Source organism: Larkinella punicea (assembly GCF_003334855.1).
Classification (GTDB): domain Bacteria; phylum Bacteroidota; class Bacteroidia; order Cytophagales; family Spirosomataceae; genus Larkinella; species Larkinella punicea.
Genome location: NZ_QOWE01000004.1, coordinates 107,551 through 130,559, shown reverse-complemented (window position 1 = coordinate 130,559; position 23,009 = coordinate 107,551). Strand labels below are relative to the sequence as shown.

Genomic DNA, 23,009 nt, shown 5'->3' with positions numbered 1-23,009 from the left:
TGTTTACCCAACAGACCTGTACTTATGTCAACGTATAAACTTACCAAAGAAAGTGTTTTAAATGCCCTCGGGCACGTCGAAGAACCGGATTTGAAGCGTGATTTGGTTACGCTCAATATGGTGAAAGACATTGAGTTAGGTGTTGATCAGGTGCGTTTTACGGTGGTGCTCACCACCCCGGCCTGTCCGCTGAAAGAACTGATTCGCAAACGCTGTGTCGACGCCATTCACACCTACATTGGTCCCGACATTGAAGTAATTGTCAACCTGACGGCGGATGTGAGTTCGACGCGTTTCAACGCACCGGTTTTGCCGGGTGTGAAGAATATCATCGCGATTGCGTCGGGGAAAGGAGGGGTTGGCAAATCGACCGTAACGGCCAATCTGGCGGTGGCTTTGTACAAATCCGGCGCGAAGGTCGGGATCATCGACGCCGATATTTTTGGTCCTTCGATTCCGGTGATGTTCGGGGCGGAGGAACTGCAACCCGCGGTGGGGCAGGTAGACGGCAAGAATATGCTGCAACCGATTCAGCAATTTGGCGTCAAGCTGATGTCGATCGGTTTTCTGACGCCGAAGGACAACGCCATCGTTTGGCGGGGACCAATGGCGAGCCAGGCACTGCGGCAGTTTTTTGCCGATACCAACTGGGGTGAACTCGATTATCTGCTGATCGATTTGCCGCCCGGTACGAGCGATATTCACCTGACGCTGGTGCAAACCGTTCCCGTAACCGGCGCGGTTATTGTAACCACTCCTCAAAAAGTGGCGCTGGCCGATGCAACGAAGGGGCTGGCGATGTTCCGGCAACCGCAGATTAACGTGCCGGTGTTGGGTGTGATCGAAAACATGGCCTATTTTACCCCCGCCGAGCTGCCTGACTCAAAATATTATATCTTTGGCAAAGGCGGTGGTCAGTTGCTGGCCGATAAATTTGACGTGCCGTTGCTGGGCCAGATTCCGCTGGTGCAGAGCATCCGGGAAGCGGGTGATGATGGCAAACCCGTTGTGACTGAAAATGATCCGGTAACCTCGGGGGCTTTCCGGTCGGCGGCTGAAGCCCTGGCGCAGCAAATTTCGGTACGCAATGCCACACTTGACAAAACCCGTCCGGTCGAAATTGTTCGCCAATAAGCCGTTTTGATTGGATTTAAGAGGGAAAAAACGTATTTTTACCATCAGTCATTTGACCACCTTTTGTTTATTGTTCGCATGGAAACTGTACTGGATAACGAAATAATAATAGATCGTATCGAAAAGGCGCTGAATAGCATCCGGCCGTATCTGGAAGCAGATGGGGGCAACGTAAAGGTGCTGGAAGTGACGAGCGATAAAGTAGTCCGGCTGGAACTGGTCGGCGCGTGTGGCTCCTGCCCCATGTCAACCATGACCTTCAAAGCCGGGTTGGAAGAAGCAATTTTGAAAGCCGTTCCGGAAATTACGCGGGTCGAAGCCGTCAATCTGACGCCGGCGTTTTAAATCATATTTAGCAAGATTCTGCATTTGTAAGACTTTTGGCCGCTCTTCCGATGGAAGAGCGGCCTTTTTCGTTATTTTGCGCCCCGTACCCACGGCATTCGTTCGTAAACATATACAATGAAAATAGGAATCTTCTTCGGTGGCCCGTCACGTGAGCGGGAAGTCTCGTTTGCGGGTGGTCGCACGGCCCTGGCTCATATCGACAAATCGCTGTTTTACCCCGTCATGGTTTTTGTGGATGGACTGGGTAATTTTATCTTGATTCGGGAAGAATTTCTCAGCAAAGGCTCGATCCGGGCATTTTATCCGCAGCAAACCAACCCCACGTTCAGCGTTTACATCGAATCGTTAGCCGGTTTATCCGATGAAGAACGGGAACAGCAAATTAGCGCGATCGGTCAGCGCATTCAACCGCAGGAGTTCAGCCAGTATTTTGACCTGGCCTTTCTGGCGATGCACGGCCCCGACTGCGAAGACGGCGGTATTCAGGGCTTGCTCGAGTGGTACAAAATGCCCTATACCGGGCCGGGCCTGATGGGTTCGGCGGTGGGAATCAACAAGATTCTGCAAAATGAATTGATTGCGCTCGTCAATGGGCAGCAGAAAAAAACGTCGGTCATTAGCCGACCCGACTGGGATCAGGCAGATAAAGCCGGGGTATTTGAGTCCCTGCAAGGGTTGCTGGGTCTGCCCATCGTGGTGAAAGCTCCGCATCAGGGCTCGTCGATTGGCGTGGTGATTGTTCGGGAAAATGACCTGAACCAGTTCACCAAAGCGGTCGATCAGTGTTTTTTCCGGCAGGAAATTGACCTGGAAAGCTGGAAGCAGTTTTCGGAAGACGAGAAAACCGCCTTTGTGCAGGAAGTAACTGAACTGGATTCCGGCATTGGCTATCCGGTTGTGATCGAAGAAACCGGCGAGTTTATTTACCACCCCAAAGACCTGCTCGAAAAAGCGGATTCCTGGGCGGCTTCGGGCTATCGAACGCTCGTTATCGGATCGGCAAACTCCGAAGATGATGTGCTGTTTGAGGAATTCGTCAGCGGTCAGGAGTTTTCGTGTGGGGTGATTCAGGACGACGACGGAACGGCGGTTGCGTTGCCCCCAACCGAAATTTACAACGTCACCAGCTTCGATTTTAAATCAAAATACCAGTCCAATACGACAAAAAAGCGGATTCCGGTCGAAACCAGTCTGGAACACAACCGGGAAATTCAGTTGAGTGTCGCCGATGTCTTTACGCGTCTGGGCATGAACGTCTGCGCCCGGATCGACGGTTTTTTGACGCCGGATCAGGCCAGCGAACCGGGGAAGGTTTTGCTCCACGATCCGAACACCATTCCCGGCATGTCGCCCACTTCGCTCATTTTCAAACAGATGGCAGAGATCGGCCTGAACGTTACGCAGGCTATCACGTATTTCATTCGCCAGTCGTTGCGTGAGCGCATCCGGACGGGTAAGGATACCATTCGCCTGCGCCAGCAACTGGCCGATCTGGATGGTCGGATGGCGGACCGTAAAAACCTGCATCTGCCGACGGAGGAGTTTCTGGTGGATACCACCGCCGAAGCCGTTGATGCGGCCTGGCTGGAAGCGAAAGCCTGGTATGGTTTCCACGGTGCGCAGGGGCAAACCAAGCCGGTGGTGGTGCTAAAAACCGCTCAGGATCGGCACGAATTGCCGGTTAATTTGTTGTTTAAAGACACGGTTTCTGAAGCGTTGGAAGCGCTTGCAAAACCGGTGCATCTGTTGATTCTGGAAACCCGGGAGCGGGCCCGAACGATTACGGAGCGGTATTCTTAAAACAACGGACAGATATGGATTTGGAATTGAACGGAAAAACCGCCCTGGTAACCGGCTCAACGGCTGGTATTGGTCTGGCTGTTGCCCGAACACTGGCGCAGGAAGGAGTCGAAGTGACCATCAATGGCCGAAACCGGGCGCGCGTCGATGCCCTGGTTCAGCAGTTATCGGACGAACTGCCCGGCACACGGTTTCGGGGCATTGCGGCTGATTTTAGTAAGGTCGAAGAGGTGAACGCGTTGCTGACGGAATTGCCGGAAGTCGATATATTGATCAACAACGTCGGTATTTTTGAGCCGAAGAGTTTTATCGACATCCCGGATGAGGACTGGATGCGGTTTTTCGAAGTCAATGTGCTGAGTGGCGTCCGGCTTTCCCGGCATTATTTTCCGAAAATGCTGGCCAAAAACTGGGGTCGCATCCTCTTCGTTTCCAGTGAATCCGCCTTACAGATTCCCACCGAAATGATTCATTACGGCACCACGAAAACCGCTCAGTTGGCGATTTCACGCGGGCTGGCCGAGTTGACGAAAGGAACCAACGTAACCGTCAACTCCATTTTGCCGGGGCCGACTTTCTCCGAAGGCGTCGGCGATTTTATCGGAAATATGGCAACGATGAACCAGGTTTCGGTGGAAGAAATGGAAAAGGATTTCTTCAAAAATGCCCGCCCGACGTCCATTATTCAGCGGTTTGCAACCACGCAGGAAATTGCTAATATGGTGGCTTATCTGTCCAGCCCGCTGGCTTCAGCCACCAACGGAGCCGCCATTCGGGTCGATGGGGGCGTCACGAAAACGATTGCGTAAAAAATAAAATGAGCGTCTGTAATTGCCCCGATTACAGACCTATTTTTCTCGAAAGACCTTGTTAAAAGCAGGTTCAATCAGCCGTCTTTGCGGATGATCTTTTCTAAAAATAGCGGATGCGTATTCTCTGCTCTCCAGATCGCTGTAGTTGACCTTATCATATTCATCGCCAAACTCATCAAACCATCGGTTGAACAAATCATATCGGGTTTTTTCATGGTCGTTCTCCTGACTACAGTTGTAAATGATTACAGCCTGAGGTAAATTCTCGAAAAACCGTCCCAATGTTTCAATAACGGTTTGTTTCATGCGAAGATCGCGACCCTTGTATTCTCCGGAAGTTTGTTCCAGAACAAAGCTATAAACATCATCTGCAAAAGGCAGATAATCAATGTATTCAGCGTCTTGTGTGAAGGTTATTTTGTAAATCGCTCCCTTATCGGTCGTAAAGGTAAAGCTATCTTTGTCCCTTATCAGGGAGTAGGAAGTCGGGCGTAAAGAACTTGATTCCGGCCGGTTTTTTGGATTCATCGCCACTCTTGAGGTATTCCCTGATTTTCTCTTTGTCTTCGGCCATCTTTTTAAGACCGCCCTTAGAACGTTTTGTTATTGTCGCCATATCTCAGTGGTGATGATGGTAGTTCCATTCCGATTTGCCGCCTGTTTACGCTCTTAATTCGTAATACTACTAGGATCTGTACCAATTTCCAAACGTAAAAACTGTACACAAAGTTTGCGTTACGCTTTTTCCTCCCAAACCTGACACAAATTCACAATCACCTCGACGGCTTTCTCCATGTCCTGGACCGAGACCCATTCCAGACGGGAATGAAACGCGTGTTCACCGGCGAAAATGTTGGGGCAGGGGAGACCCATGAACGACAACCGCGAACCATCTGTGCCGCCCCGGATGCTTCGCCGTTCGGGTGTCAATTCGCTCCGGCGGATGGCTTCAAGGGCATTTTCGACAACTGCCGGATGCTGATCCAGCACCTCCTTCATGTTCCGGTATTGTTCCCGCACCTCAAAGGTGGCGCTGGAGTTGGGGTAATTCGCCAGAACGGCATGTAGAAGATTTTGAAGATACTCTTCTTTTTCGTGCAAACCGCTCACGCTAAAATCCCGGATGATGAACTCGACCACTGCCTGATCCTGATTGCCTTCGAGATGGCCCGGATGAATGAAACCCTCGTGGCCTTCGGTGGTTTCGGGCGAAAGCGAATCCTTGGGCAACGCAGCCAGCAAATCGGCGGCAATTTTCAGCGCATTTTCGAGTTTGCCCTTCGCAAAACCGGGATGTGTACTCACCCCCTGAATCACGATTTTGACCGCATCCGCCGAAAACGTCTCATCTTCCAGCGTGCCGAGCTGTTCGCCGTCGATGGTGTAGCCAAAGTCCGCGCCGAGCTTTTCCATGTCCACTTTTTCCGTTCCGCGCCCCACTTCTTCGTCGGGGGTAAACAGCAGGCGGATGGTGCCGTGTTTTATAATTGGCTCATTAACAATCAACTCTGCTGCCGCCATGATTTCGGCGACACCGGCCTTGTTGTCAGCACCGAGCAAAGTCGTTCCGCTGGCGGTGATGATGTCGTTGCCAATCTGATCGTGTAAATCCGGGTGATCGGCCAGTCGGATAATTTGTGTCGGGTCGTCGGGTAGCACCATGTCGGAACCGTCCCAGCCGTGGTGCGTCAGCGGTTTTACGCCCTCGCCCGTCACGTCGGGTGACGTATCCATGTGGGCGCAAAGGCACAAAACCGGCACATTCAATTTGTCGGTATTGGCCGGAATGGTCGCATAAACGTAGCCGTACTCGTCCAGTTCGGCATCCGCAATACCGATTTCGTGCAGTTCTTCGACCAGAATCCGGCCCAGATTCTTCTGTTTTTCAGTCGACGGATTGGTCGTTGACCTTGGATCGGACTGGGTGTCAATTTGGACGTAACGAAGAAAACGACTGGTAACGGATGTATTTTGGAACATGGGTGAAATGCTAAAGTCGAAAGTTGAGTACGGAGAACGTTAGGCTTCCACCGCCGTCTTAAATTCCGAGGTAAAATGAAACTTGATGTCGGGGTTGTTCTGCATGTTCATCCGCAGAATCCAGTCCGATTCGGCCAGAAAAACCGGGTTGGCGTCTTTGTCGTAGGCAATGGCCAGGCCCTTCAGCCGGATAAATTCGTCCAGTTTTTTCTTATCGTCCGACGTCAGCCAGCAGGCTTTGGAAACCGGCATGGTGGTCCAGCGGCATTTGGCTCCGTATTCGTGCTCGAGCCGGTACTGAATCACGTCGAACTGAAGTTCTCCAACGGTTCCGACAATTTTCCGGTTTCCGCTCATCATTGTAAACAACTGAGCAACTCCCTCGTCGGTCAACTGCTGAATTCCCTTTTCAAGTTGCTTGGATTTCATCGGGTCCGAATTGATCAACTCCTTAAATATCTCGGGTGAAAAACTCGGAATGCCGACGTAGCGCATGTCTTCTCCCTCGGTCAGCGTGTCTCCGATTTTAAAGGAGCCAGTGTCGTACAAACCGACGACGTCGCCCGGAAATCCCTCATCCACAATGCTTTTGCTATCGGCCATGAAACTAAACGGACTCGAAAACCGCACGTCTTTGTCGAGCCGGGTGTGGTGATAGAATTTTCCCCGTTCGAAAACCCCCGAGCAGATGCGCAGAAACGCGATCCGGTCGCGGTGGCGCGGGTCGAGGTTGGCGTGAATTTTAAAGACAAAACCGGTGAATTTCGGTTCGTCAGGAAACACAACGCGTTTATCGGTGGCGCGGGCGATGGGTTCGGGCGAAATGCTGCAGAACGTGTCGAGCAACTCCTTCACCCCAAAATTATTGACCGCCGATCCGAAAAATACCGGGGCCACTTTTCCCTCCAGGTAGGTTTGCCGGTCGAACGGATCGTAAATGCCTTCGATCAGTTCGGCGTCTTCGCGCAGTTGTTCGGCATCTCGTTCGCCCACTTTCTGCTCCAGAACCGGCGTCGTGATGTCGATTTCGAGAATGTCTTCTTCCACTTTCGTTTTGTTGATGCGGAAGAAGTTCATCGTTTTGTCATACAGGCTGTAAACGCCTTTAAAATCCGATCCCATGTTGACCGGCCACGTCAGCGGGCGGACGCGAAGGTTGAGTTTGGATTCCAGTTCGTCCAGCAAATCGAACGGATCCTGACCTTCGCGGTCGAGTTTATTGATGAAAATAATCACCGGCGTATCGCGCATCCGGCACACTTCCATCAACCGCTCGGTTTGTTCTTCCACACCTTTCACGCAGTCGATGACGAGGATAACGCTGTCGACCGCCGTCAACGTCCGGTACGTATCTTCCGCGAAATCTTTGTGGCCCGGCGTATCGAGAATGTTGATTTTGAGGTCTTTATATTCGAAAGTCATCACCGACGTGGCGACCGAAATACCGCGTTGCTTTTCAATTTCCATAAAGTCGGAGGTGGCCGACTTCTTGATTTTATTCGACTTAACGGCGCCGGCGGTTTGGATGGCCCCCCCGAAAAGCAGCAGTTTTTCGGTCAATGTCGTCTTTCCGGCATCCGGGTGACTGATAATCGCAAACGTTCGGCGACGGCTGATTTCTTGTGTCGTACTCATTATGGATCGGAATGGCCGCAGTAGCGAGCCATGTATGGTTCTTATTTGGCGTTAAAAAACCTGGATTTATATCGGATAATTCTTTGCCCTTTCGCTTTCGCCCCTAAATCCCCTAAAGGGGACTTATAGCATCCGGATTAAGCTGCGTCCGAGTCTCCTTTAGGGGATTTAGGGGCGAAAGCGAAAGGGCTAAACACAAAGATACGAAATTTTCAGGGGCGGGTTAAGCAACAATCCAAAGACTCGGCGAGTTGACTGGTTGTCTTTTCGACAGAATTAGTAGTTTTGGGAAAAAACGACTTAGCTTAACCTAAGCACATGAAGAAAACATTATACCTTGTCCGGCACGCCAAAGCGGAAGATCGGGCGAGTTTCCAGCGTGACCACGACCGCGATCTGGTTCCGGAAGGCATTATGGCAGCCGCCCGTGTCGGACATCATCTAGCCGGGCAGGGCATAAAACCGGACTGTCTGATCAGCAGCACCGCCAACCGCGCCCGGGATACCGGGAAAGTGATGGCCGAGCAGTTCCATATTGATCCGGATCGGATGGTATTGGAACCAAAACTGTTCGATGGTGGTCCGAAAGCATATATTGCCGCCATTAACGGCGTGGATAAAAATTGCCAATCCGTGATGTTGTTCGGTCATAATCCCGATATTTCTTATTTTGCGGAGTACCTGACACACGCGGATGTGGGTTCAATGAGCAAGGGAGCCGTAGCCATCATCGAGTTCGAGAACCTGGACTGGGCGGCCATATCCGGTCGGACGGGCCATCTGGTGGATCTGGTTTCGCCCAAAAAATTGAAAGAATCATGAATAAAAACCGTCGCATCCTGTTTATCGCGGCCCTCATTTTTACGCTCATTGTTGTTTTTGTAGCCATCGACATGGGACGACGAACGACCGCGCCCTGGAACAAAAAACGCCAGCTCGAACGCGCTTTGCCTACCGAACCCGACGGAACGGCGCTGGATTCGGCCGCTCTGGATGTGGCCGATACATTGTTTGTTGACGATAGCACGAGTCGCTAGAGCGGTCTTCTTCGCCTGAATTCTACCTTTTTCGCCGAACCCATCCAAAACCGTATGCAAGCCCTCACGTCATTTTTCAAACGTAAAATACTCCGTATCGACCGCGACCGCTGGAATTATCAGTATGACAAAGGCTTGTGGGATGGATTGAAAGGACTCGATGAACTGGCCCGGTTCAGTGTCATTGTGGGCTACATTAAATTCCTGAAACCCGGTCAGCCGGAGATTCTGGAAATTGGCTGTGGGGAAGGCTTTTTGCAACAACGGCTGCAAACCCAGAACTATGGCCGGTTTGTGGCTTTCGATATTTCCGATAGCGCCATCAAAAACGCGCAGGCCCAGGCCGATGAAAAGTGTACCTATCTGGTGGCCGATATGGATAAATACGCGCCAGCCGGGCAGTTCGATATGATTGTTTTCAACGAGTCGATTTATTACAGCAAACACCCGCTCAAGACCCTCCAGCGGTTTGCTACCTATCTCAAAGCGAACGGTTTACTCATTGTTACTATCAACGACCACAAACACAGCGACGCACTTTGGCAGAGCATCAAAGACGGTTTTGAACTGATGGACGAAGCCACCACCGTCACGACAAAATCCACCTGCGTCTGCAAAGTCCTTCTCCCAAAGGGAGCTAAAAGTTAAAAGTTAAGAGTTAAAAGTTGGCTGACGCACTTGTTTCAGCTTGCGTCAGCCAACTCTTCATTCTTAACTCTTCATTCTTGACTATTTTGGTATGTAGTTTGTGTATAGCCATGCAAAAAAGACTTTCTATGGATATTATTTTAGGAATTGGGTCGCGGGTGCGACACGCCGAATTTGGTGTCGGTGTGATAATTAATGTAAAATCGAACGGGTACGTTGTGACTTTTGTCGAATCCGGCGTCAAAATAGTAAAGCTGACCACGCCACTGGAGGTGATCGAGCTGGTGGAGCTGGACAGCGATCTGGTGAGCCTGTTCGACGTGGAGCAGTCCCTTTCCCGAATCCTGCAAAAATGGGCGGACATATCGGAAGTCGTACCGCTGGGCGATAAATGGAAAGGGGGGAAGATGATTTTAAAACCGGGTCGAACGGATCTGGCGTCGAAGGAAATACCGATTGATGCGTTCTTTCACAAAATCGTGATGATGCGCGACCGCTTGCGGGTACTGGAACAACGCATCAACGCCAGTTCGATCGATGATGAAGAAAAGGTCAACATACAACAATACATTACCCGGATTTACGGCAGTATGACGTCATTTAACGTATTATTCAAACAACCTGAACAGTACTTTTCCGGTGAAAAAACCGCCGGAGAATCTTAACTATTAAAAGCTAATGTGATTTGGGTTAGGGTTAACCGACGAGATTAGTACCCGCTATTTTTGATGGCGGGTACTTTTGTTTTCCAGGCTTGGGAATTATCTAGGATCGGGGGTGAAAATCCGTAATGATCTGTTTCAGATAATCGCGGTCAAGGTGGGTGTAAATCTCGGTGGTCGTGATGGATTCGTGGCCGAGCATCTGTTGCACCGCCCGCAAATCGGCCCCGCCTTCGATTAAATGCGTCGCGAACGAATGCCGGAACGTGTGCGGGCTGATCTCTTTTTGAATTCCGGCCGCAATGGCCAGTTTTTTGATGGTTTTGAATACCGACACCCGCGACAGCGAACTCCCCCGCAGGTTCAGGAAAACCGTATCTTCGGCCCCTTTTTGAATCTCCAGTTGACTCCGAACGTGGTCGACGTATAGCGTGGTGTGCTTGATGGCGTCTTTTCCAATCGGCACCAGCCGCATTTTGTTGCCTTTCCCGCTGATGCGGATAAAACCGACTTCGAAATAACAACTGGTCAGCCGCAAATCCAGGAGTTCGGAAACCCGCAGCCCGGAACTGTACAGCACTTCGATCATGGCGCGGTCGCGGGTGCCTGCGGGCGTGGACAGGTCGATGGCACTCAGGATGGCTTCGATTTCGGGAAAACTCAGGGTGTCTGGCAGTTTTCGGCTCAGTTTGGGGCCGTCGATGAGTTGCGTCGGGTCGGTTTGAATCTCGTTTTCCAGCAGCAGAAATTTGTAGAAGGCTTTCAAACCGGAAAGAATCCGGGCCTGTGACTGGGCCGACAAGCCGAGATCGGTCAGATAGGCCAGAAAATCGAAAATCAGGTCTTCCGTGACCTGCGTCGGGGCTACCGGATCGCCGGCTAACGCCAGAAATTCGTGTAACTTGCTGATATCATGCAGATACGCTTCAACGGAATTTTCGGCCAGCGAACGTTCCAGTTTCAGGTAGTTTTTGAAAGCGTTAATGTAACTTTGCCACACAGTATTATCGCGGAGTACAGATTGCGAAGTACGGTTTAATTCCCGGAACCGCAATCATCGACATCCGTAATTCGTCATCCGGCGGCTTTACCCTTCTATTCATGAAACAGATTCTGATTCTAAACGGCCCTAACCTCAACCTGTTGGGGAAACGCGAACCCGAAATTTACGGCAGCCGCACCTTTGTCGACTACCTGGAAACCATCGAACAGGCGTTTCCCGACGTGCAAATCCGGTATTTCCAATCCAACCACGAGGGCGAACTGATCGATAAAATTCACGAGCTGGGCTTTACCATCGACGGCATCGTGATCAATGCCGGGGCGTATACACACACCTCCATCGCCCTGGCCGATGCGCTGTCGGCGGTTCCGGCCCCGGCGGTCGAAGTGCACATTTCCAATGTCCACGCCCGCGAATCGTTCCGGCACCACAGCTATTTGTCAGCGAAGTGCAAAGGTGTTATTCTTGGTCTGGGGCTGCTGGGGTACGATCTGGCGGTGCGATATTTACTGAGTTTGGAAAAATAACAATCAGAAATTCAGTATAGTAGAAATGATTACCTTTTATCCCGGTCCGTCAAAAGTCTATCCGCAGGTGGCCGACTACGCGCAGGAGGCCATTCGGTCGGGCGTCGTGAGTCTGAATCACCGGTCTGCCGGTTTTATGGACATTGTGAAGGAAACCCTTCGGTTGCTGCATGAAAAACTGGCGATTCCGGCGGACTATCACATTGCGTTCGTCTCCTCGGCCACGGAGTGCTGGGAAATCGTCGCCCAGTCGCTGACGGTGACCACGAGCCTGCATCCGTACGGGGGCGCTTTCGGGAAGAAATGGATGGAATATGCCCACCGGATCAAACCGATGATTTTACCGGGCGAAGCGGATGTGTTGTGCGTGGTGCAGAACGAAACCTCGAACGGAACGCAGGTTCGAATGGACACGCTGGCTCAGTTTCGGCGGGAATTCAGCGGTTTGATTGCCGTCGATGCGGTTTCGTCGCTGGGCGGTCTGGTGTTCGACTGGTCGCTGGCCGATGTCTGGTTTGCTTCGGTGCAGAAGTGCCTGGGTTTGCCGGCGGGTCTGGCCGTGTTGATTTACTCGCCTGATGCGCTCAAACAGGCAGAGATTATCGCCGATCGGCAGTATTACAACAGTCTGTTGTTCATCCATGAAAATATCGCAAAATACCAGACGCAGTTTACCCCAAACGGATTGGGTATTTATCTATTAATGAGGGTGTTGCAGCAGATTCCGCCCATTTCGAAAATCGATGCCCTGGTGCGCAGCCGGGCGGCTAACTGGTACGAATTGATCGAAAAAGAAACTACCTGGGAGCTGCTGATCGCGAATCCGGAATTGCGGTCGGACACCGTGATTGCTGTTCAGGGGAGTGAAGAAGCCATCCGGGCCGTGAAAACCGCTGCACAAAATGCCGGGATTACACTCGGCAACGGGTATGGCGACTGGAAATCGAACACCTTCCGGATTGCCAACTTTCCGGCCATTGAGGAATGGGAAATTGATACATTGAAACGGTTTTTGCGTGGATACCTATGCTGAATTTCAAAGAAATTATTTCCGTCACGCTCATTCTGTTTTCGGTTATCGATGTGGTCGGTTCGCTGCCGGTCATCATCGATCTTCGCAAAAAAACCGGCAAGATCGAGTCGGAGAAAGCTACGCTGGCGTCGGCTTTGCTGATGGTGGCATTCCTGTTTGTGGGAGAGTCCATCCTGAAGCTGTTTGGCGTCGATGTGTCGTCATTTGCCGTGGCGGGTGCGCTGATCATCTTTTTGCTGGGGCTGGAAATGATTCTGGGCCGGAACATTTTCAAAGCCGATGATCACGGGGCCGGGGCCACCCACATCGTCCCGATCGCCTTTCCGCTCATTGCCGGGGCCGGAACCATGACGACCATTCTGTCGCTGAAAGCGGAGTATGCAACCGCCAATATTCTGGTCGGTATTCTGATCAATCTGGTGCTGATCTACGCGGTTCTCAAATCGTCGGCCTGGATTGAAAACCGGCTGGGGCCGGGTGGAATCAATATTCTGCGGAAGGTTTTCGGCATTATTTTGCTGGCAATTTCGATCAAACTAATCAAGAGTAATTTTTAATCACTGTCATCCAGGTCAATGCAAACGCCCGATTCATTAAACGCTGTTGCCGAATTTCACCGGACTTTTCACCACCCGGTTTTAGAAACCCCCCAGATTCCGTCCGAAACCCGCTGTCAGCTTCGCGTTGCGCTGCTGGCCGAAGAATTGAAAGAACTCGAAGTGGCCATTCTGGAAAAAGACCTGGTGGAAGTGGCCGATGCGCTCTGCGATTTGCAGTATGTGCTGGCTGGTGCCATTCTGGAATTCGGGTTGGGCGACCGTTTCAAAGCCTTGTTTGACGAAGTTCAGCGTTCGAACCTCAGCAAAGCCTGTCTGACGGTGGAAGAAGCCGAAGCAACCGTTCTCCACTATCAGGCAAAAGGTGTCGAATGTCATTACGTGGAGTCGGACAGCAAATACCTGGTGTATCGCACAGCCGACAACAAAACGCTGAAAAACGTTAATTATTCACCGGCCTCACTGGAAGGATTTCTGAAATAAGCTACAAAAGTCAGGCCGGTCGACTGACCGGCCTGAACCCGAAATAACCTAAATAAATTACAGATAATTGAGGGTTACCCAAACTCATGTTCCTTTTTGGATTTGCGGAACGAGTTGGGTGAATGATAATCGATGCAGATAGGCTTCTGCGGTTTTGTCCGAATCCATAGGACAAAGAGCGTAGCTCCGATCAGCGTGGCCCCAATACTGCCGGTATACGCCAGCGTGGGAACAGCCGCATCGATCGGGTGCAGGTCGGTAACGTACAGTGCTGCCACGTTGCCGGTGAGTTTCAGGAAAAAGGGGGGCCAGATGCCGATTGTCAGAATGAAAAGGCCCGCCAGCAACTGCGGAATCAGCAGGTCGTCGGTTACTTCCTGGGCGTGCGTTGCAGAATCGGAGCGGGGAGTCCCCAGAAATGCCATCTCAAAGACTTTCTTGAAACCGATTACCGTGATGCCAGTGATCAGGGTAAGTCCTGCAAAAACCGCCCAAACCGCCAGATTCAGCACGTCGGTATGCAGGGTGAGACCCTTGATAAGCCCCCAATAAATCAGAAATTCGGACACAAAACCGTTGAAGGAAGGAAATCCGCAGAGGGCCAGCATACCGAGGAGAAATAGAAACGACGTTTTGGGCATGGTTCGGATCAAACCGCCTAACTGGTCGATATTCCGGGTGTGCGTAGCCCGGTAAATGGAGCCGACACCAAAAAACAGCAGCGACTTGGACAAGGCATGATTGGCGATGTGTAAAATACCCCCCGTAAACCCCAGTGCGGCCAGGGCGGGAAGGTTAAAAGCAATGCCCAATAAACCGGCCCCGATTCCGATTCCAATGATTCCGGTATTGGCGATGCTGTTGTAGGCCAGCAATTTCTTGCCATCGTGTTGGAGAAAAGTGTTCCGGCTACCAACCAGCCCCGACAGGAGTGAAAAGGCAAGAAGAAGGAAGGCAATGGGAGCCAGATCGGTATGGATATACGTCAGCACCCGCAGGATGCCATAAAGACCCATCGGGGTCAGTACGCCGGACAAGATGGCCGAAATGTGGGTTGGTGCTGTTAGCTGCGTTTGAGGGAGCCAGCTATGCATGGGAACGAATCCCGCGTAACTACCAAATCCGATAAAAAAGAGCAGAAAAACCGGTAACGGCTTGTGGGTCGTGAAATAGGCACCGAGGCTATCGAAACCAAAAAAATACCCCTGTGAACCGGCGATCAGAAGGGCCGCCAGAATGAACGCAAACCCCATTTGAATCTGGAGCAGATACGCATAACCGGTTTTCAGAATATCTTTCCGTTCGCCCTCGAAAACCACCAGCCCAAATGCAGCCACGGACATCAGTTCCCAGGAAATCAGAAAAGCGGTTCCGCCACGCAGGGTGCAAACCAGAATCATGGACAGATGGAGCCACAGGAGCGCCAGGTGGTGAAACGACAGTTGGCGATCCGATTGGGTTTGCCGGTACAGCTTCAGATACCCGTTGGCATATAGCACGCCCATGAGTATGGTCAGGTTGATGATGCCCAGAAAAAAGGCCGACAGACTATCGATATTGACGGGCAAAATAAAACCGGCCCGTTCCAGCAGATTGAATTGCATCACTCCACCGGCCGACAATGCGCGGAAAGCCCAGGAAGAAGCGGTAACAATGAGAAGAATGTGGAGAAACAGGCTGAAGTAATACTTTGTCTGCCCCCGGAACAGAAAAACGCCCAGGCTACTACCAGCAGTAAAGATGAAAACAGCAGACTCCATGTACAAGTGGCTTGTAGCTCTGAAGTCAAAGTTGACGAAACGCTGTTAAAAGTGAATTAAGGTCAAGTTAAAAACAGGTTAAATTGGCCGACAGGGCTTATTCGTCCAGTTCAAAGGCCACCGGTTTTTCGATTATGACGGTTTTTCGAACCGGTACGGTTACTTCCACGGAAGTGCCTTTTCCGATCTCGGATTCCACCCGGATCTGACCCTTGTGAATGGTGATGATGCGGTGGGTGAGGGCCAGCCCGATGCCGTGGCCGATGATGCCGGAGGTGGTTTCGGATCGGAAAAAGGGCTCAAACAAATGGGGAATGTCTTCCGGCGGAATACCGTAGCCGTGGTCGGTAAAGGTCAGTCGGATGTCGTCTTCGCCCGCGTTGAGCGTCACCACCATGTGCCGGTCTTTCGAATATTTACAGCCGTTTTCGATCAGGTTCTGAAAAGCCATTTGGAGGAGCGATTCTTCGCCCATCACAATCAGTTCTTCTTCGTTGCCGGGGAGTTTTTCGTATTCGATATCGATCCGGTATTCTTCATTCTTTTGCAGCAACCGGCTGCGCCCCTGCCAGAGCACCTCGTCGATTCGCACCGGTTTGAACGACAGCGTGGCCGCGTCGGCGTTCACCCGGGCCAGTTCGAGCAGGCCGTTGACCAGGCTGTTCATCTTTTTGCTTTCTTCCAGAACACTTTCCAGGGCCTGTTTGTATTCGTGTTGCTTGCGGGGCTGCATCAGGGTCACATCGACCTGACCCATCATCACCGTCAGCGGGGTGAGCAGTTCATGGGAGGCATGGGAAACGAAGTTTTTCTGAAGAATAAATGCCTGCTCCAGCCGTTCGAGCATTTCGTTGAACGTAGCCGCCAGTTTGGCCAGCTCGTCTTTGGGACTTCCGATGCGCAGCCGGGCGTAGATGTTGGTGGCCGAAATATCGTTGACCTGATCGATGATGTCGGAAACCGGTTTTAGCGCATCGCCGGCAAAAAACCACCCCGCCAGCAGAACAATCCCCATGCTGACGAGCCAGCTAATGACCAGAATATCCCGCAACCACTCAATTTTAGTAAAACCGTAGCGGTCGATGGCCGTTGCCACCACCACCAGGATGCGGTTATGGCGGTCGGTAAACCGGACGCCGAGGGTTTCCACCATGCCGTTGCGTCTGAAAATTTCCTTGCCATTCCGAACCTGTTCCAGAAACTGGAGAGAAACCACCTCCCGTTTGGAATCAGTCGAATGCAGAATCCGGTTGTTGGGCAAAAAAATGGTTACGTGTCCTTTGTAGAGCGACATGTAATTCAGTTCGATCTGCTGCAGCATTTTGTCCGTAATCCCCCTCACCTCCACATTTTCCAGCAATTGGGCGGTTGCAAACGCATTCTGGCGGAGACGGTCGTAGAACTCCCGTTCGCGGTACTGATCGAATAAATAATAAATCGTGAGGGAAAACAGCAGGATGATGGAACCAACCAGCAGCGCAAAAAGGACAGTGAGCCGGGTTCTGATGTTCATGGCAGTTAGGAGACAGGGGGGCGGGTCGCTATTCCTCTTTTAACATGTATCCCATCCCGATGACGGTATGAATCAGTTTGACCGGGAAGTCTTTATCTACTTTTTTGCGCAGGAAATTGACATACACATCGATGACGTTCGTGCCGGTGTCGAAGTGAATGTCCCACACTTTTTCGGCGATGTCGATTCGGGAAACAACCCGGCTCCGGTTTCGCATGAGGTATTCCAGCAATGCAAATTCTTTGGCGGTGAGTTCGATTCGCTTGCCGCCCCGCCGGGCAATTTTTTCGTTCAGGTCCAGTTCCAGATCGGCCACTTTCAGAAGGTTCGACTGCTGGCTCGTGTCGATCGTTCGTTTGCTCAAGGCGCGCAGCCGGGCCAGCAGTTCGCGGAATTCGAAGGGTTTAACCAGGTAGTCGTCGGCTCCTGCTTCAAAACCGGCCACTTTATTATCGAGCGAACCCATTGCTGTCAGCATCAGAATGGGCGTTTTAATATTTTCGGAGCGTAACGATTTTGCCAGGTCGTAGCCGTTTATTTTCGGAACATTCACATCCAGAACAATCACATCGTAATTGTTGCTCAAGGCCATCGTTCGTCCAATTTGCCCATCAAATGCCACATCAACCTCAAACGACTGTTCTTCCAGGCCCTTTTTCACGAATGAAGCCAGTTTAGGTTCGTCTTCTACTACCAGAATTTTCATACTTGCTGAGACTAGCTTACCCCGAAGTGAATAAATCAAGGTCGAAATACCATATATAACGCAATAAAACAAAAAAGCTACCCGAAATATATGTTCAGGCAGCTTTTTTCATCCTATCCACACCATTCAAAACTAATTCGCATCAGCTTTGAAGTTCAACCTCCCTGTTGTAAGAAACTAGCTGACTTACAGCGGAAATTTGATGGTCAAAAGTAGCGGGGGTAGATTAAACCGAAGTTAAAGGCAGGTTAAAATCAGGTGAAAAGCCGGACGCATACAAAACAAAAAAGCTATCCGAGACTGCCCGAATAGCTTTCCGACTATATCCACACCATTTAAAAACAGCCGCCCGTTCAGGCTTAGGCTGTCTTTAGTTGCGACCCGACTGTCAAGCGGATCTATATCTTTAATATGTTGTTTCTACAATTAGTATGCAAATATAATAGTTGTTTACAGCATAGACATTAAAATTTCTCCAAAAAATCAAAGAAAACTACTTAGTTATTTTCTAGCTTCCCCGGAAACCAGTTTGATTTTGTTGAAAAACCGCGATTCTGCTGGTAGAAATGCCGTTTTTTTGTCGTTTGCCAAAATCTACCGGTGAATTGACAACCACAAGTTGCAGATAAATTGAGTAACAAAAAAGCGAAACGTCAGGATTCCCGACGTTTCGCTCTATTTCATAGTGTTGAGTAAATCAAATGAGTGGGATGGAAGCCCCGGTTTGAACCCGTGGGCGACAGTCCGCTTAGTCGACTTTGAACGACTGCTTGGCAGAATCTACGCCACTGTGTGCCTTGTTGGCCAGGTTGTCGACGCTGTCGTTGAACTTCTCTTTTTTGGTTTCGCTTTCATCCTGCAGTTTTCCAGTCCACTGGTTCACCTGCGATTTAACCTGCTCGACCTGGGTTTTAACCTGCTCGACGCCCTTGTTCCATTGATCCTGAAGATCTTTTGTGCGTTTATCAGCTTCATCCTGAATCCACTGCCGACTTTCCTGGCCGCTCTTGGGGGCCGTCAAAATGCCTGCTACTACGCCTGTGATGAACCCTAACAGAAAATCTCTTGAACTTTTCATGGTGTTTCCTAATTTATGTTTGCGACGTATGAAGGTAGCAAATTAGTAATTAATGTTTAGAATTGCGTTCAACCCGTTCAACCGCGCCTTTTGTCCGGGAAGCGACTGTATCGACAGCATCATTGTATTTCGATGACAGGTTGTCCCGGGCATCATCATACTGGTTGCGAATGCTGTTGAATCCATTCGCAATGGTGTCCTGCAAATCTTTCAGAAACTTGTCCGAGTCATTTGTAATTTTCTTGCGGGTATCTTTCCCACTGCGCGGTGCCAATAAAAGACCCAGGGCTGCACCTGTCAATATCGCAACAACTAGTCCACTGAAGTTCGGTTTCATAACCTTTCAAACGGTTTAAGTGAAAAACTACCGCTCACGGCGGATACTACTCCTCTGTATAGAAAAATTCGTACCATACTCCATTCCTGTCCCTAAAATAAGAAGTTAAACGATTGATTACCAGTCTTATTTAATTTTATTTTTGAGGGTCGCCCAATTGCCTGATTCCCGGAGGGTTGAGGAATATTTTCTACAGATTGTAGAATTGCCTTGCTGATCGACCCCGACTTACTACCTGCTGTCCGGCTATTCTGGCTCGACGCTCGTACCGGAGGCCATCATGAAGGGAAAGCGGACAATCGGGAGCGAAAGCAACAAAAAATCCCTGCACTCAAATCTGATGCAGGGATTCCGTACCCACCGTAACTTGTACTTAACCTAAAATGAAACCACCTAAACCTAAACGTGTCGCTTCCTGAACTTTTTGAAGCGATTGTATCGATGTTTAATTGACCCAAAGGCCAACGGCGTTTTTAAATGATGTGAGAATATCAGACTCCTCTGCCGCGGATAACGCGAAGAAGGATTGCAACGATTGCTATTACCAGTAAGATGTGGATCAGATTATTGCCTGCAATGCCGGTACCGAGTATGCCAAAAAAACCCAAAGCCCAGATAATGATCAATATTACTGCGACTGTGTAAAGTAAGTTTCCCATAGCGTTCGGTTCAAAGTCAAAATGTTAGTTAATCGATGCTTCTGCTTGCCTTATATGAAAATCTTATGCCAAATGCTTCGTTTGAAATATACTATCATTAAAAAGTACAAAAATTGATTGATTTGTAGGAACTTTCCCTGAAAAATGATTGCCTGTTGATTCGTATAGATCAAAGCCGAAAAAGGTCGGTTGTAGAGAAAAATCTACAGGTGTAGAAATTAGTGTAGAAAAAAAACATCTGATTGTAAAACCGGAAAATATTTATTCAGGCCCAGCGGAGGAATGGTTGGCTATTTTTTAAATACTTAAGCATTAATTTTGTGTTAAATTGGACTACTGAGCGGTATTTGATAGAATGCGTGAATTTTAGGCACATTATTATCTATAGATTATCCGACGTAATAGTAGAAATATGGAAAACGGGACAAAACTGTGGAGAGCATGAGGGGCTGGCAAACCGGGAGTCAATATAAGCCGGTATTATCAAATATGACGAATACAAAACGAGTACTTATCGTCGACGACGAAGCGGATATTTGTCTATTGCTTTCCGGTTTATTAAAGCGAATGGGTTATCAGCCGACCTGCGCGAACTTTCTGGAAGAGGGCCGTCAACGATTGGCCCAACAGGCTTACGATGCTGTATTTTTGGATTTGAGTTTGCCCGATGGCGTTGGTTTCGAATTGTTGTCTCACATCCGAACGAGCACAACCAACACGAAAGTAATCATGATCAGCGCTTTTGATGGAATTGCGGAACGCAAACGTGCTTCGCAGGAGGGAGCCGATTATTTTATCGGGAAACCTTTTAATCGCAAGACCATCGAACAAGCTTTACAATATATCCAAGTTTAGTTAACTTTATCCCCTCATTAAGTAACTGGGCGCTGTAACTGTCCCTCTATGGAAAGAATCTTAATCGTTGACGATAATACGGATATATGCCTGCTTTTAGAACGATTTTTGTCAAAACAAGGATATAAGACGGCTTCTGTTCAACGAGGAGATGACGCCTTGACTCTGCTGCGAAAAGACCCGTTCGAACTGGTTATCTGCGATTTCAAGCTCCCCGATGTCGATGGTCTTGAAATGTTACGCCGGATAAAAATCCTCGACCCTACCACGGCGGTTATCATCATTACCGGGTATTCCGACGTTCGAATGGCGGTGCAAACGGTAAAGCACGGTGCATATGACTATGTTACCAAACCGCTTTATCCGGACGAAATCCTGTATACCATTAAAAGTGCCCTCGACCGGCGCAATCAAAAGGCCGATGTCCGGTCGATCGGTGGCACTTCTTCCGACGATGGGGACGACGCACCCGAAACCAGTCCGGTAAAACCGCCCGCCCGGGCCGCCAAAACCGCCACCCTCGTCAGTGGTGGCAAACGGTTTATCTTCGGGAAAAGCCGGTCGGCCGAAATGCTTCAGAAACACATCGACCTCATTGCGCCCACCAACATGTCGGTGATCATCACCGGCGAAACCGGTACGGGCAAGGAGTTTGTCGCGAATGCCATCCATCAGAAAAGCAAACGGGCCGGCAAACCGTTCGTCGCCATTGACTGCGGAGCCCTGTCCAAAGAACTGGCGGGGAGTGAACTGTTTGGCCATACCAAAGGCGCTTTTACGGGTGCCATGTCTGATAAAATGGGCAGTTTCGAGTATGCCAACGGGGGGACGTTGTTTCTGGATGAAATTGGCAACCTCTCGTATGAAAATCAGATCAAACTTCTGCGGGTTTTGCAGGAGCGAAAAATACGCCGGATTGGCAGTAACACCGACATTGTCGTCGATGTCCGCATTCTGGTTGCCACCAACGAAGACCTTCGTGAAGCCGTTCGGCAGGGCCGTTTCCGGGAAGATATTTTTCACCGCCTGGATGAGTTCCGCATCGAACTGGCTCCCCTGCGTGAACGCAAGGCCGACATTCTGCTCTTTGCCGACCACTTCCTGGAAATTGCCAACGACCAGTTGGAGAAAAACGTTCTGGGCTTCGACGATGAGGTGAAAGATAAACTAAAAGAGTATTACTGGCACGGTAATTTGCGTGAAATTCAGAACGTTGTGAAGCGGGCCGTTTTGCTGTCACAGGGTGATTTCATAACGCTGGATTGCCTGCCCTATGAGATTATTTCTCCTACGTATGTGATGGAAGAGAATGGTTCGGCAGTTTCGACCGTTGCTCCGGCCAACAACCTCAAATCCGTGTCGGAAAACGCCGAACGGGCCGCCATTATTAAAGTCCTTGAGAAAACCGGCTACAACAAAACCAAAGCCGCCGAAGTCCTGAATATTGACCGCAAGACCCTTTATAACAAGCTCAAAGCGTACGATATTCACCTGTAATAAGCTCGTTTTCCCCTACATGCTCTGATGAATGTAGGGGAAAACGGGACATTAACATTAAAACGCAAACCCCAGCGAAACCTGGCCAACGGCGTTTTTAGCCTTTCCCATGAGCAAACGGGCCGCCCCGTCTTTCGCCACCGGTTGCAGACCCTGGCCGTAGCGCAATCCCAGCAGAGCTTTTCCAAAGTAAATGTTCAAACCACCGGCGATGCCATAGTCGAAGGTATTGAAATTGTCGCGGTTAATGTTGCGGTAATCAGAACCGAAGTCACCGTCTGTGGTTATTTTTGAACTTACCAGATAGGACGCATACGGTCCGGCTTGCAGATCGACGGAGTTGCCCAGTTTAAACGTGGCCAGAACCGGCAGTTCCACGTAATTCAGGTTAAAATTGTTCTTGCCGGTATTTCCCAGCAGGTTATAATTCGCCGAAACACCTTTGGTGGTGTATTGAAGTTCAGGCTGAATGGCGAAGAATGAGGTCACCGGGATCTGTGTAAAAAGACCGACGTGGAAACCAATGCGTTCATTGCGATCATCGACGTTGTCCAGATAGAGCGTGCTGGCATTCAAGCCGCCTTTAATTCCGGTCCGGGGCGTTGTTTGGGCCGAGATTTTTAAAACCGATAGGCTGCTAACCAGAACAGAGGCAACTAACACTCTAACAATCGAGTTTTTCATGGCATAAAATAGGTTTGTTATACACATCAATAGCTGACAATTCTGTGCCAAAGCGTCGAGTGCAGGAAGATTAGGTGGTAATGTGCTGACAATCAGTTATATTTAGTGGGGTGTTGAATTTGGTTGCAACCAGGTTGTACGTTGGCGGGAAACAGTTTCTGTGGAAGATCCTACTCAAAGTGTAGAAGACAGGAAGTAAGATTTGCCCGTTTCGAAAAACACCAGAAATAGAAACTTGTTTCTTAATACGAGGAAAGTAGG

General features: G+C 50.0%; 25 protein-coding genes. 14 read left to right on the top strand and 11 right to left on the bottom strand.

Annotated elements, in window-relative coordinates:
• Nucleotides 1–24 precede the first annotated feature (24 nt).
• The 4 genes from DUE52_RS05825 to DUE52_RS05810 all read left to right on the top strand — a co-directional run bounded on the left by DUE52_RS05825 (nucleotide 25) and on the right by DUE52_RS05810 (nucleotide 4,091).
• The gene (locus DUE52_RS05825; RefSeq protein ID WP_114405042.1) at nucleotides 25–1,134 is read left to right on the top strand and encodes an Mrp/NBP35 family ATP-binding protein; all 1,110 of its coding nucleotides are present in this window, start codon (nucleotides 25–27) and stop codon (nucleotides 1,132–1,134) included.
• A 78-nt stretch (nucleotides 1,135–1,212) separates the two neighbouring features.
• Nucleotides 1,213–1,479, top strand: a complete 267-nt coding sequence (locus DUE52_RS05820; protein ID WP_114405235.1) for a NifU family protein — start codon at nucleotides 1,213–1,215, stop codon at nucleotides 1,477–1,479.
• Nucleotides 1,480–1,596: 117 nt separating this feature from the next.
• The gene (locus tag DUE52_RS05815) at nucleotides 1,597–3,282 is read left to right on the top strand and encodes a D-alanine--D-alanine ligase family protein (protein WP_114405041.1); all 1,686 of its coding nucleotides are present in this window, start codon (nucleotides 1,597–1,599) and stop codon (nucleotides 3,280–3,282) included.
• Between the two features lie 14 nt (nucleotides 3,283–3,296).
• Nucleotides 3,297–4,091: an SDR family NAD(P)-dependent oxidoreductase gene (locus DUE52_RS05810; RefSeq protein ID WP_114405040.1), complete on the top strand. Its 795-nt coding sequence runs from the start codon at nucleotides 3,297–3,299 to the stop codon at nucleotides 4,089–4,091.
• A gap of 39 nt (nucleotides 4,092–4,130) precedes the next feature.
• On the opposite strand, the gene DUE52_RS32045 is transcribed toward DUE52_RS05810, so the two are convergent.
• The 3 genes from DUE52_RS32045 to DUE52_RS05795 all read right to left on the bottom strand — a co-directional run bounded on the left by DUE52_RS32045 (nucleotide 4,131) and on the right by DUE52_RS05795 (nucleotide 7,709).
• On the bottom strand, nucleotides 4,131–4,622 hold the full coding sequence (locus DUE52_RS32045; RefSeq protein WP_133299772.1) for a DUF6169 family protein: 492 nt from the start codon (nucleotides 4,620–4,622) through the stop codon (nucleotides 4,131–4,133).
• Nucleotides 4,623–4,829: 207 nt separating this feature from the next.
• Nucleotides 4,830–6,074 carry a peptidase T gene (pepT, locus tag DUE52_RS05800; RefSeq protein WP_114405038.1) on the bottom strand — a complete coding sequence of 415 codons (1,245 nt, stop codon included), beginning with the start codon at nucleotides 6,072–6,074 and terminating at the stop codon, nucleotides 4,830–4,832.
• Between the two features lie 39 nt (nucleotides 6,075–6,113).
• Nucleotides 6,114–7,709 (bottom strand): peptide chain release factor 3, encoded by a 1,596-nt coding sequence (locus DUE52_RS05795; RefSeq protein WP_114405037.1) that lies wholly within the window; start codon nucleotides 7,707–7,709, stop codon nucleotides 6,114–6,116.
• A 318-nt stretch (nucleotides 7,710–8,027) separates the two neighbouring features.
• Between DUE52_RS05795 and DUE52_RS05790 the strand changes: the two genes are divergently transcribed.
• From DUE52_RS05790 to DUE52_RS05775, 4 genes are all read left to right on the top strand, one after another.
• On the top strand, nucleotides 8,028–8,531 hold the full coding sequence (locus DUE52_RS05790; protein WP_114405036.1) for a SixA phosphatase family protein: 504 nt from the start codon (nucleotides 8,028–8,030) through the stop codon (nucleotides 8,529–8,531).
• The gene (locus tag DUE52_RS05785; RefSeq protein WP_114405035.1) at nucleotides 8,528–8,746 is read left to right on the top strand and encodes a hypothetical protein; all 219 of its coding nucleotides are present in this window, start codon (nucleotides 8,528–8,530) and stop codon (nucleotides 8,744–8,746) included. Before DUE52_RS05790 ends, DUE52_RS05785 begins: the two co-directional genes overlap by 4 nt.
• A 54-nt stretch (nucleotides 8,747–8,800) precedes the next feature.
• Nucleotides 8,801–9,394, top strand: a complete 594-nt coding sequence (locus tag DUE52_RS05780) for a class I SAM-dependent methyltransferase (protein ID WP_114405034.1) — start codon at nucleotides 8,801–8,803, stop codon at nucleotides 9,392–9,394.
• Between the two features lie 128 nt (nucleotides 9,395–9,522).
• Nucleotides 9,523–10,059 carry a DUF8685 domain-containing protein gene (locus DUE52_RS05775; RefSeq protein ID WP_114405033.1) on the top strand — a complete coding sequence of 179 codons (537 nt, stop codon included), beginning with the start codon at nucleotides 9,523–9,525 and terminating at the stop codon, nucleotides 10,057–10,059.
• 100 nt (nucleotides 10,060–10,159) lie between these two features.
• Here DUE52_RS05775 and xerD read toward each other — a convergent pair whose 3' ends face one another.
• Nucleotides 10,160–11,056, bottom strand: a complete 897-nt coding sequence (gene xerD / locus DUE52_RS05770) for a site-specific tyrosine recombinase XerD (RefSeq protein ID WP_114405032.1) — start codon at nucleotides 11,054–11,056, stop codon at nucleotides 10,160–10,162.
• Nucleotides 11,057–11,157: 101 nt separating this feature from the next.
• Here xerD and aroQ point away from each other — a divergent pair, with 101 nt between their 5' ends.
• The 4 genes from aroQ to DUE52_RS05750 are packed head-to-tail and all read left to right on the top strand — an operon-like array spanning nucleotide 11,158 to nucleotide 13,659.
• Complete coding sequence (gene aroQ, locus DUE52_RS05765) at nucleotides 11,158–11,586, top strand: type II 3-dehydroquinate dehydratase (RefSeq protein WP_114405031.1); 429 nt, start codon at nucleotides 11,158–11,160, stop codon at nucleotides 11,584–11,586.
• Nucleotides 11,587–11,611: 25 nt separating this feature from the next.
• Complete coding sequence (locus tag DUE52_RS05760) at nucleotides 11,612–12,619, top strand: aminotransferase class V-fold PLP-dependent enzyme (RefSeq protein ID WP_114405030.1); 1,008 nt, start codon at nucleotides 11,612–11,614, stop codon at nucleotides 12,617–12,619.
• Nucleotides 12,613–13,176 carry a MarC family protein gene (locus DUE52_RS05755; protein WP_114405029.1) on the top strand — a complete coding sequence of 188 codons (564 nt, stop codon included), beginning with the start codon at nucleotides 12,613–12,615 and terminating at the stop codon, nucleotides 13,174–13,176. Before DUE52_RS05760 ends, DUE52_RS05755 begins: the two co-directional genes overlap by 7 nt.
• Before the next feature lie 18 nt (nucleotides 13,177–13,194).
• On the top strand, nucleotides 13,195–13,659 hold the full coding sequence (locus DUE52_RS05750) for a pyrophosphohydrolase domain-containing protein (RefSeq protein WP_114405028.1): 465 nt from the start codon (nucleotides 13,195–13,197) through the stop codon (nucleotides 13,657–13,659).
• A gap of 74 nt (nucleotides 13,660–13,733) precedes the next feature.
• Here DUE52_RS05750 and DUE52_RS05745 read toward each other — a convergent pair whose 3' ends face one another.
• The 6 genes from DUE52_RS05745 to DUE52_RS05720 all read right to left on the bottom strand — a co-directional run bounded on the left by DUE52_RS05745 (nucleotide 13,734) and on the right by DUE52_RS05720 (nucleotide 19,712).
• The gene (locus DUE52_RS05745) at nucleotides 13,734–15,419 is read right to left on the bottom strand and encodes a proton-conducting transporter transmembrane domain-containing protein (protein ID WP_114405027.1); all 1,686 of its coding nucleotides are present in this window, start codon (nucleotides 15,417–15,419) and stop codon (nucleotides 13,734–13,736) included.
• Nucleotides 15,420–15,516: 97 nt separating this feature from the next.
• The gene (locus tag DUE52_RS05740) at nucleotides 15,517–16,932 is read right to left on the bottom strand and encodes a HAMP domain-containing sensor histidine kinase (RefSeq protein ID WP_114405026.1); all 1,416 of its coding nucleotides are present in this window, start codon (nucleotides 16,930–16,932) and stop codon (nucleotides 15,517–15,519) included.
• Nucleotides 16,933–16,960: 28 nt separating this feature from the next.
• On the bottom strand, nucleotides 16,961–17,638 hold the full coding sequence (locus DUE52_RS05735; RefSeq protein WP_114405025.1) for a response regulator: 678 nt from the start codon (nucleotides 17,636–17,638) through the stop codon (nucleotides 16,961–16,963).
• A gap of 748 nt (nucleotides 17,639–18,386) precedes the next feature.
• Entirely contained in the window at nucleotides 18,387–18,716 is a 330-nt protein-coding gene (locus DUE52_RS05730; protein ID WP_114405024.1) for a YtxH domain-containing protein, read from the bottom strand.
• A gap of 49 nt (nucleotides 18,717–18,765) precedes the next feature.
• Entirely contained in the window at nucleotides 18,766–19,053 is a 288-nt protein-coding gene (locus DUE52_RS05725; RefSeq protein ID WP_114405023.1) for a YtxH domain-containing protein, read from the bottom strand.
• Between the two features lie 491 nt (nucleotides 19,054–19,544).
• Complete coding sequence (locus DUE52_RS05720; protein WP_114405022.1) at nucleotides 19,545–19,712, bottom strand: lmo0937 family membrane protein; 168 nt, start codon at nucleotides 19,710–19,712, stop codon at nucleotides 19,545–19,547.
• Between the two features lie 441 nt (nucleotides 19,713–20,153).
• Between DUE52_RS05720 and DUE52_RS05715 the strand changes: the two genes are divergently transcribed.
• Together DUE52_RS05715 and DUE52_RS05710 are read left to right on the top strand one after the other, a co-directional pair.
• Nucleotides 20,154–20,567 carry a response regulator gene (locus DUE52_RS05715; RefSeq protein ID WP_229312077.1) on the top strand — a complete coding sequence of 138 codons (414 nt, stop codon included), beginning with the start codon at nucleotides 20,154–20,156 and terminating at the stop codon, nucleotides 20,565–20,567.
• Nucleotides 20,568–20,615: 48 nt separating this feature from the next.
• Nucleotides 20,616–22,064 carry a sigma-54-dependent transcriptional regulator gene (locus DUE52_RS05710; protein ID WP_114405020.1) on the top strand — a complete coding sequence of 483 codons (1,449 nt, stop codon included), beginning with the start codon at nucleotides 20,616–20,618 and terminating at the stop codon, nucleotides 22,062–22,064.
• A 57-nt stretch (nucleotides 22,065–22,121) separates the two neighbouring features.
• Here the strand turns inward: DUE52_RS05710 and DUE52_RS05705 are convergent, their stop codons facing one another.
• Nucleotides 22,122–22,748 carry a porin family protein gene (locus DUE52_RS05705; RefSeq protein ID WP_114405019.1) on the bottom strand — a complete coding sequence of 209 codons (627 nt, stop codon included), beginning with the start codon at nucleotides 22,746–22,748 and terminating at the stop codon, nucleotides 22,122–22,124.
• Between the last annotated feature and the right edge of the window lie 261 nt (nucleotides 22,749–23,009).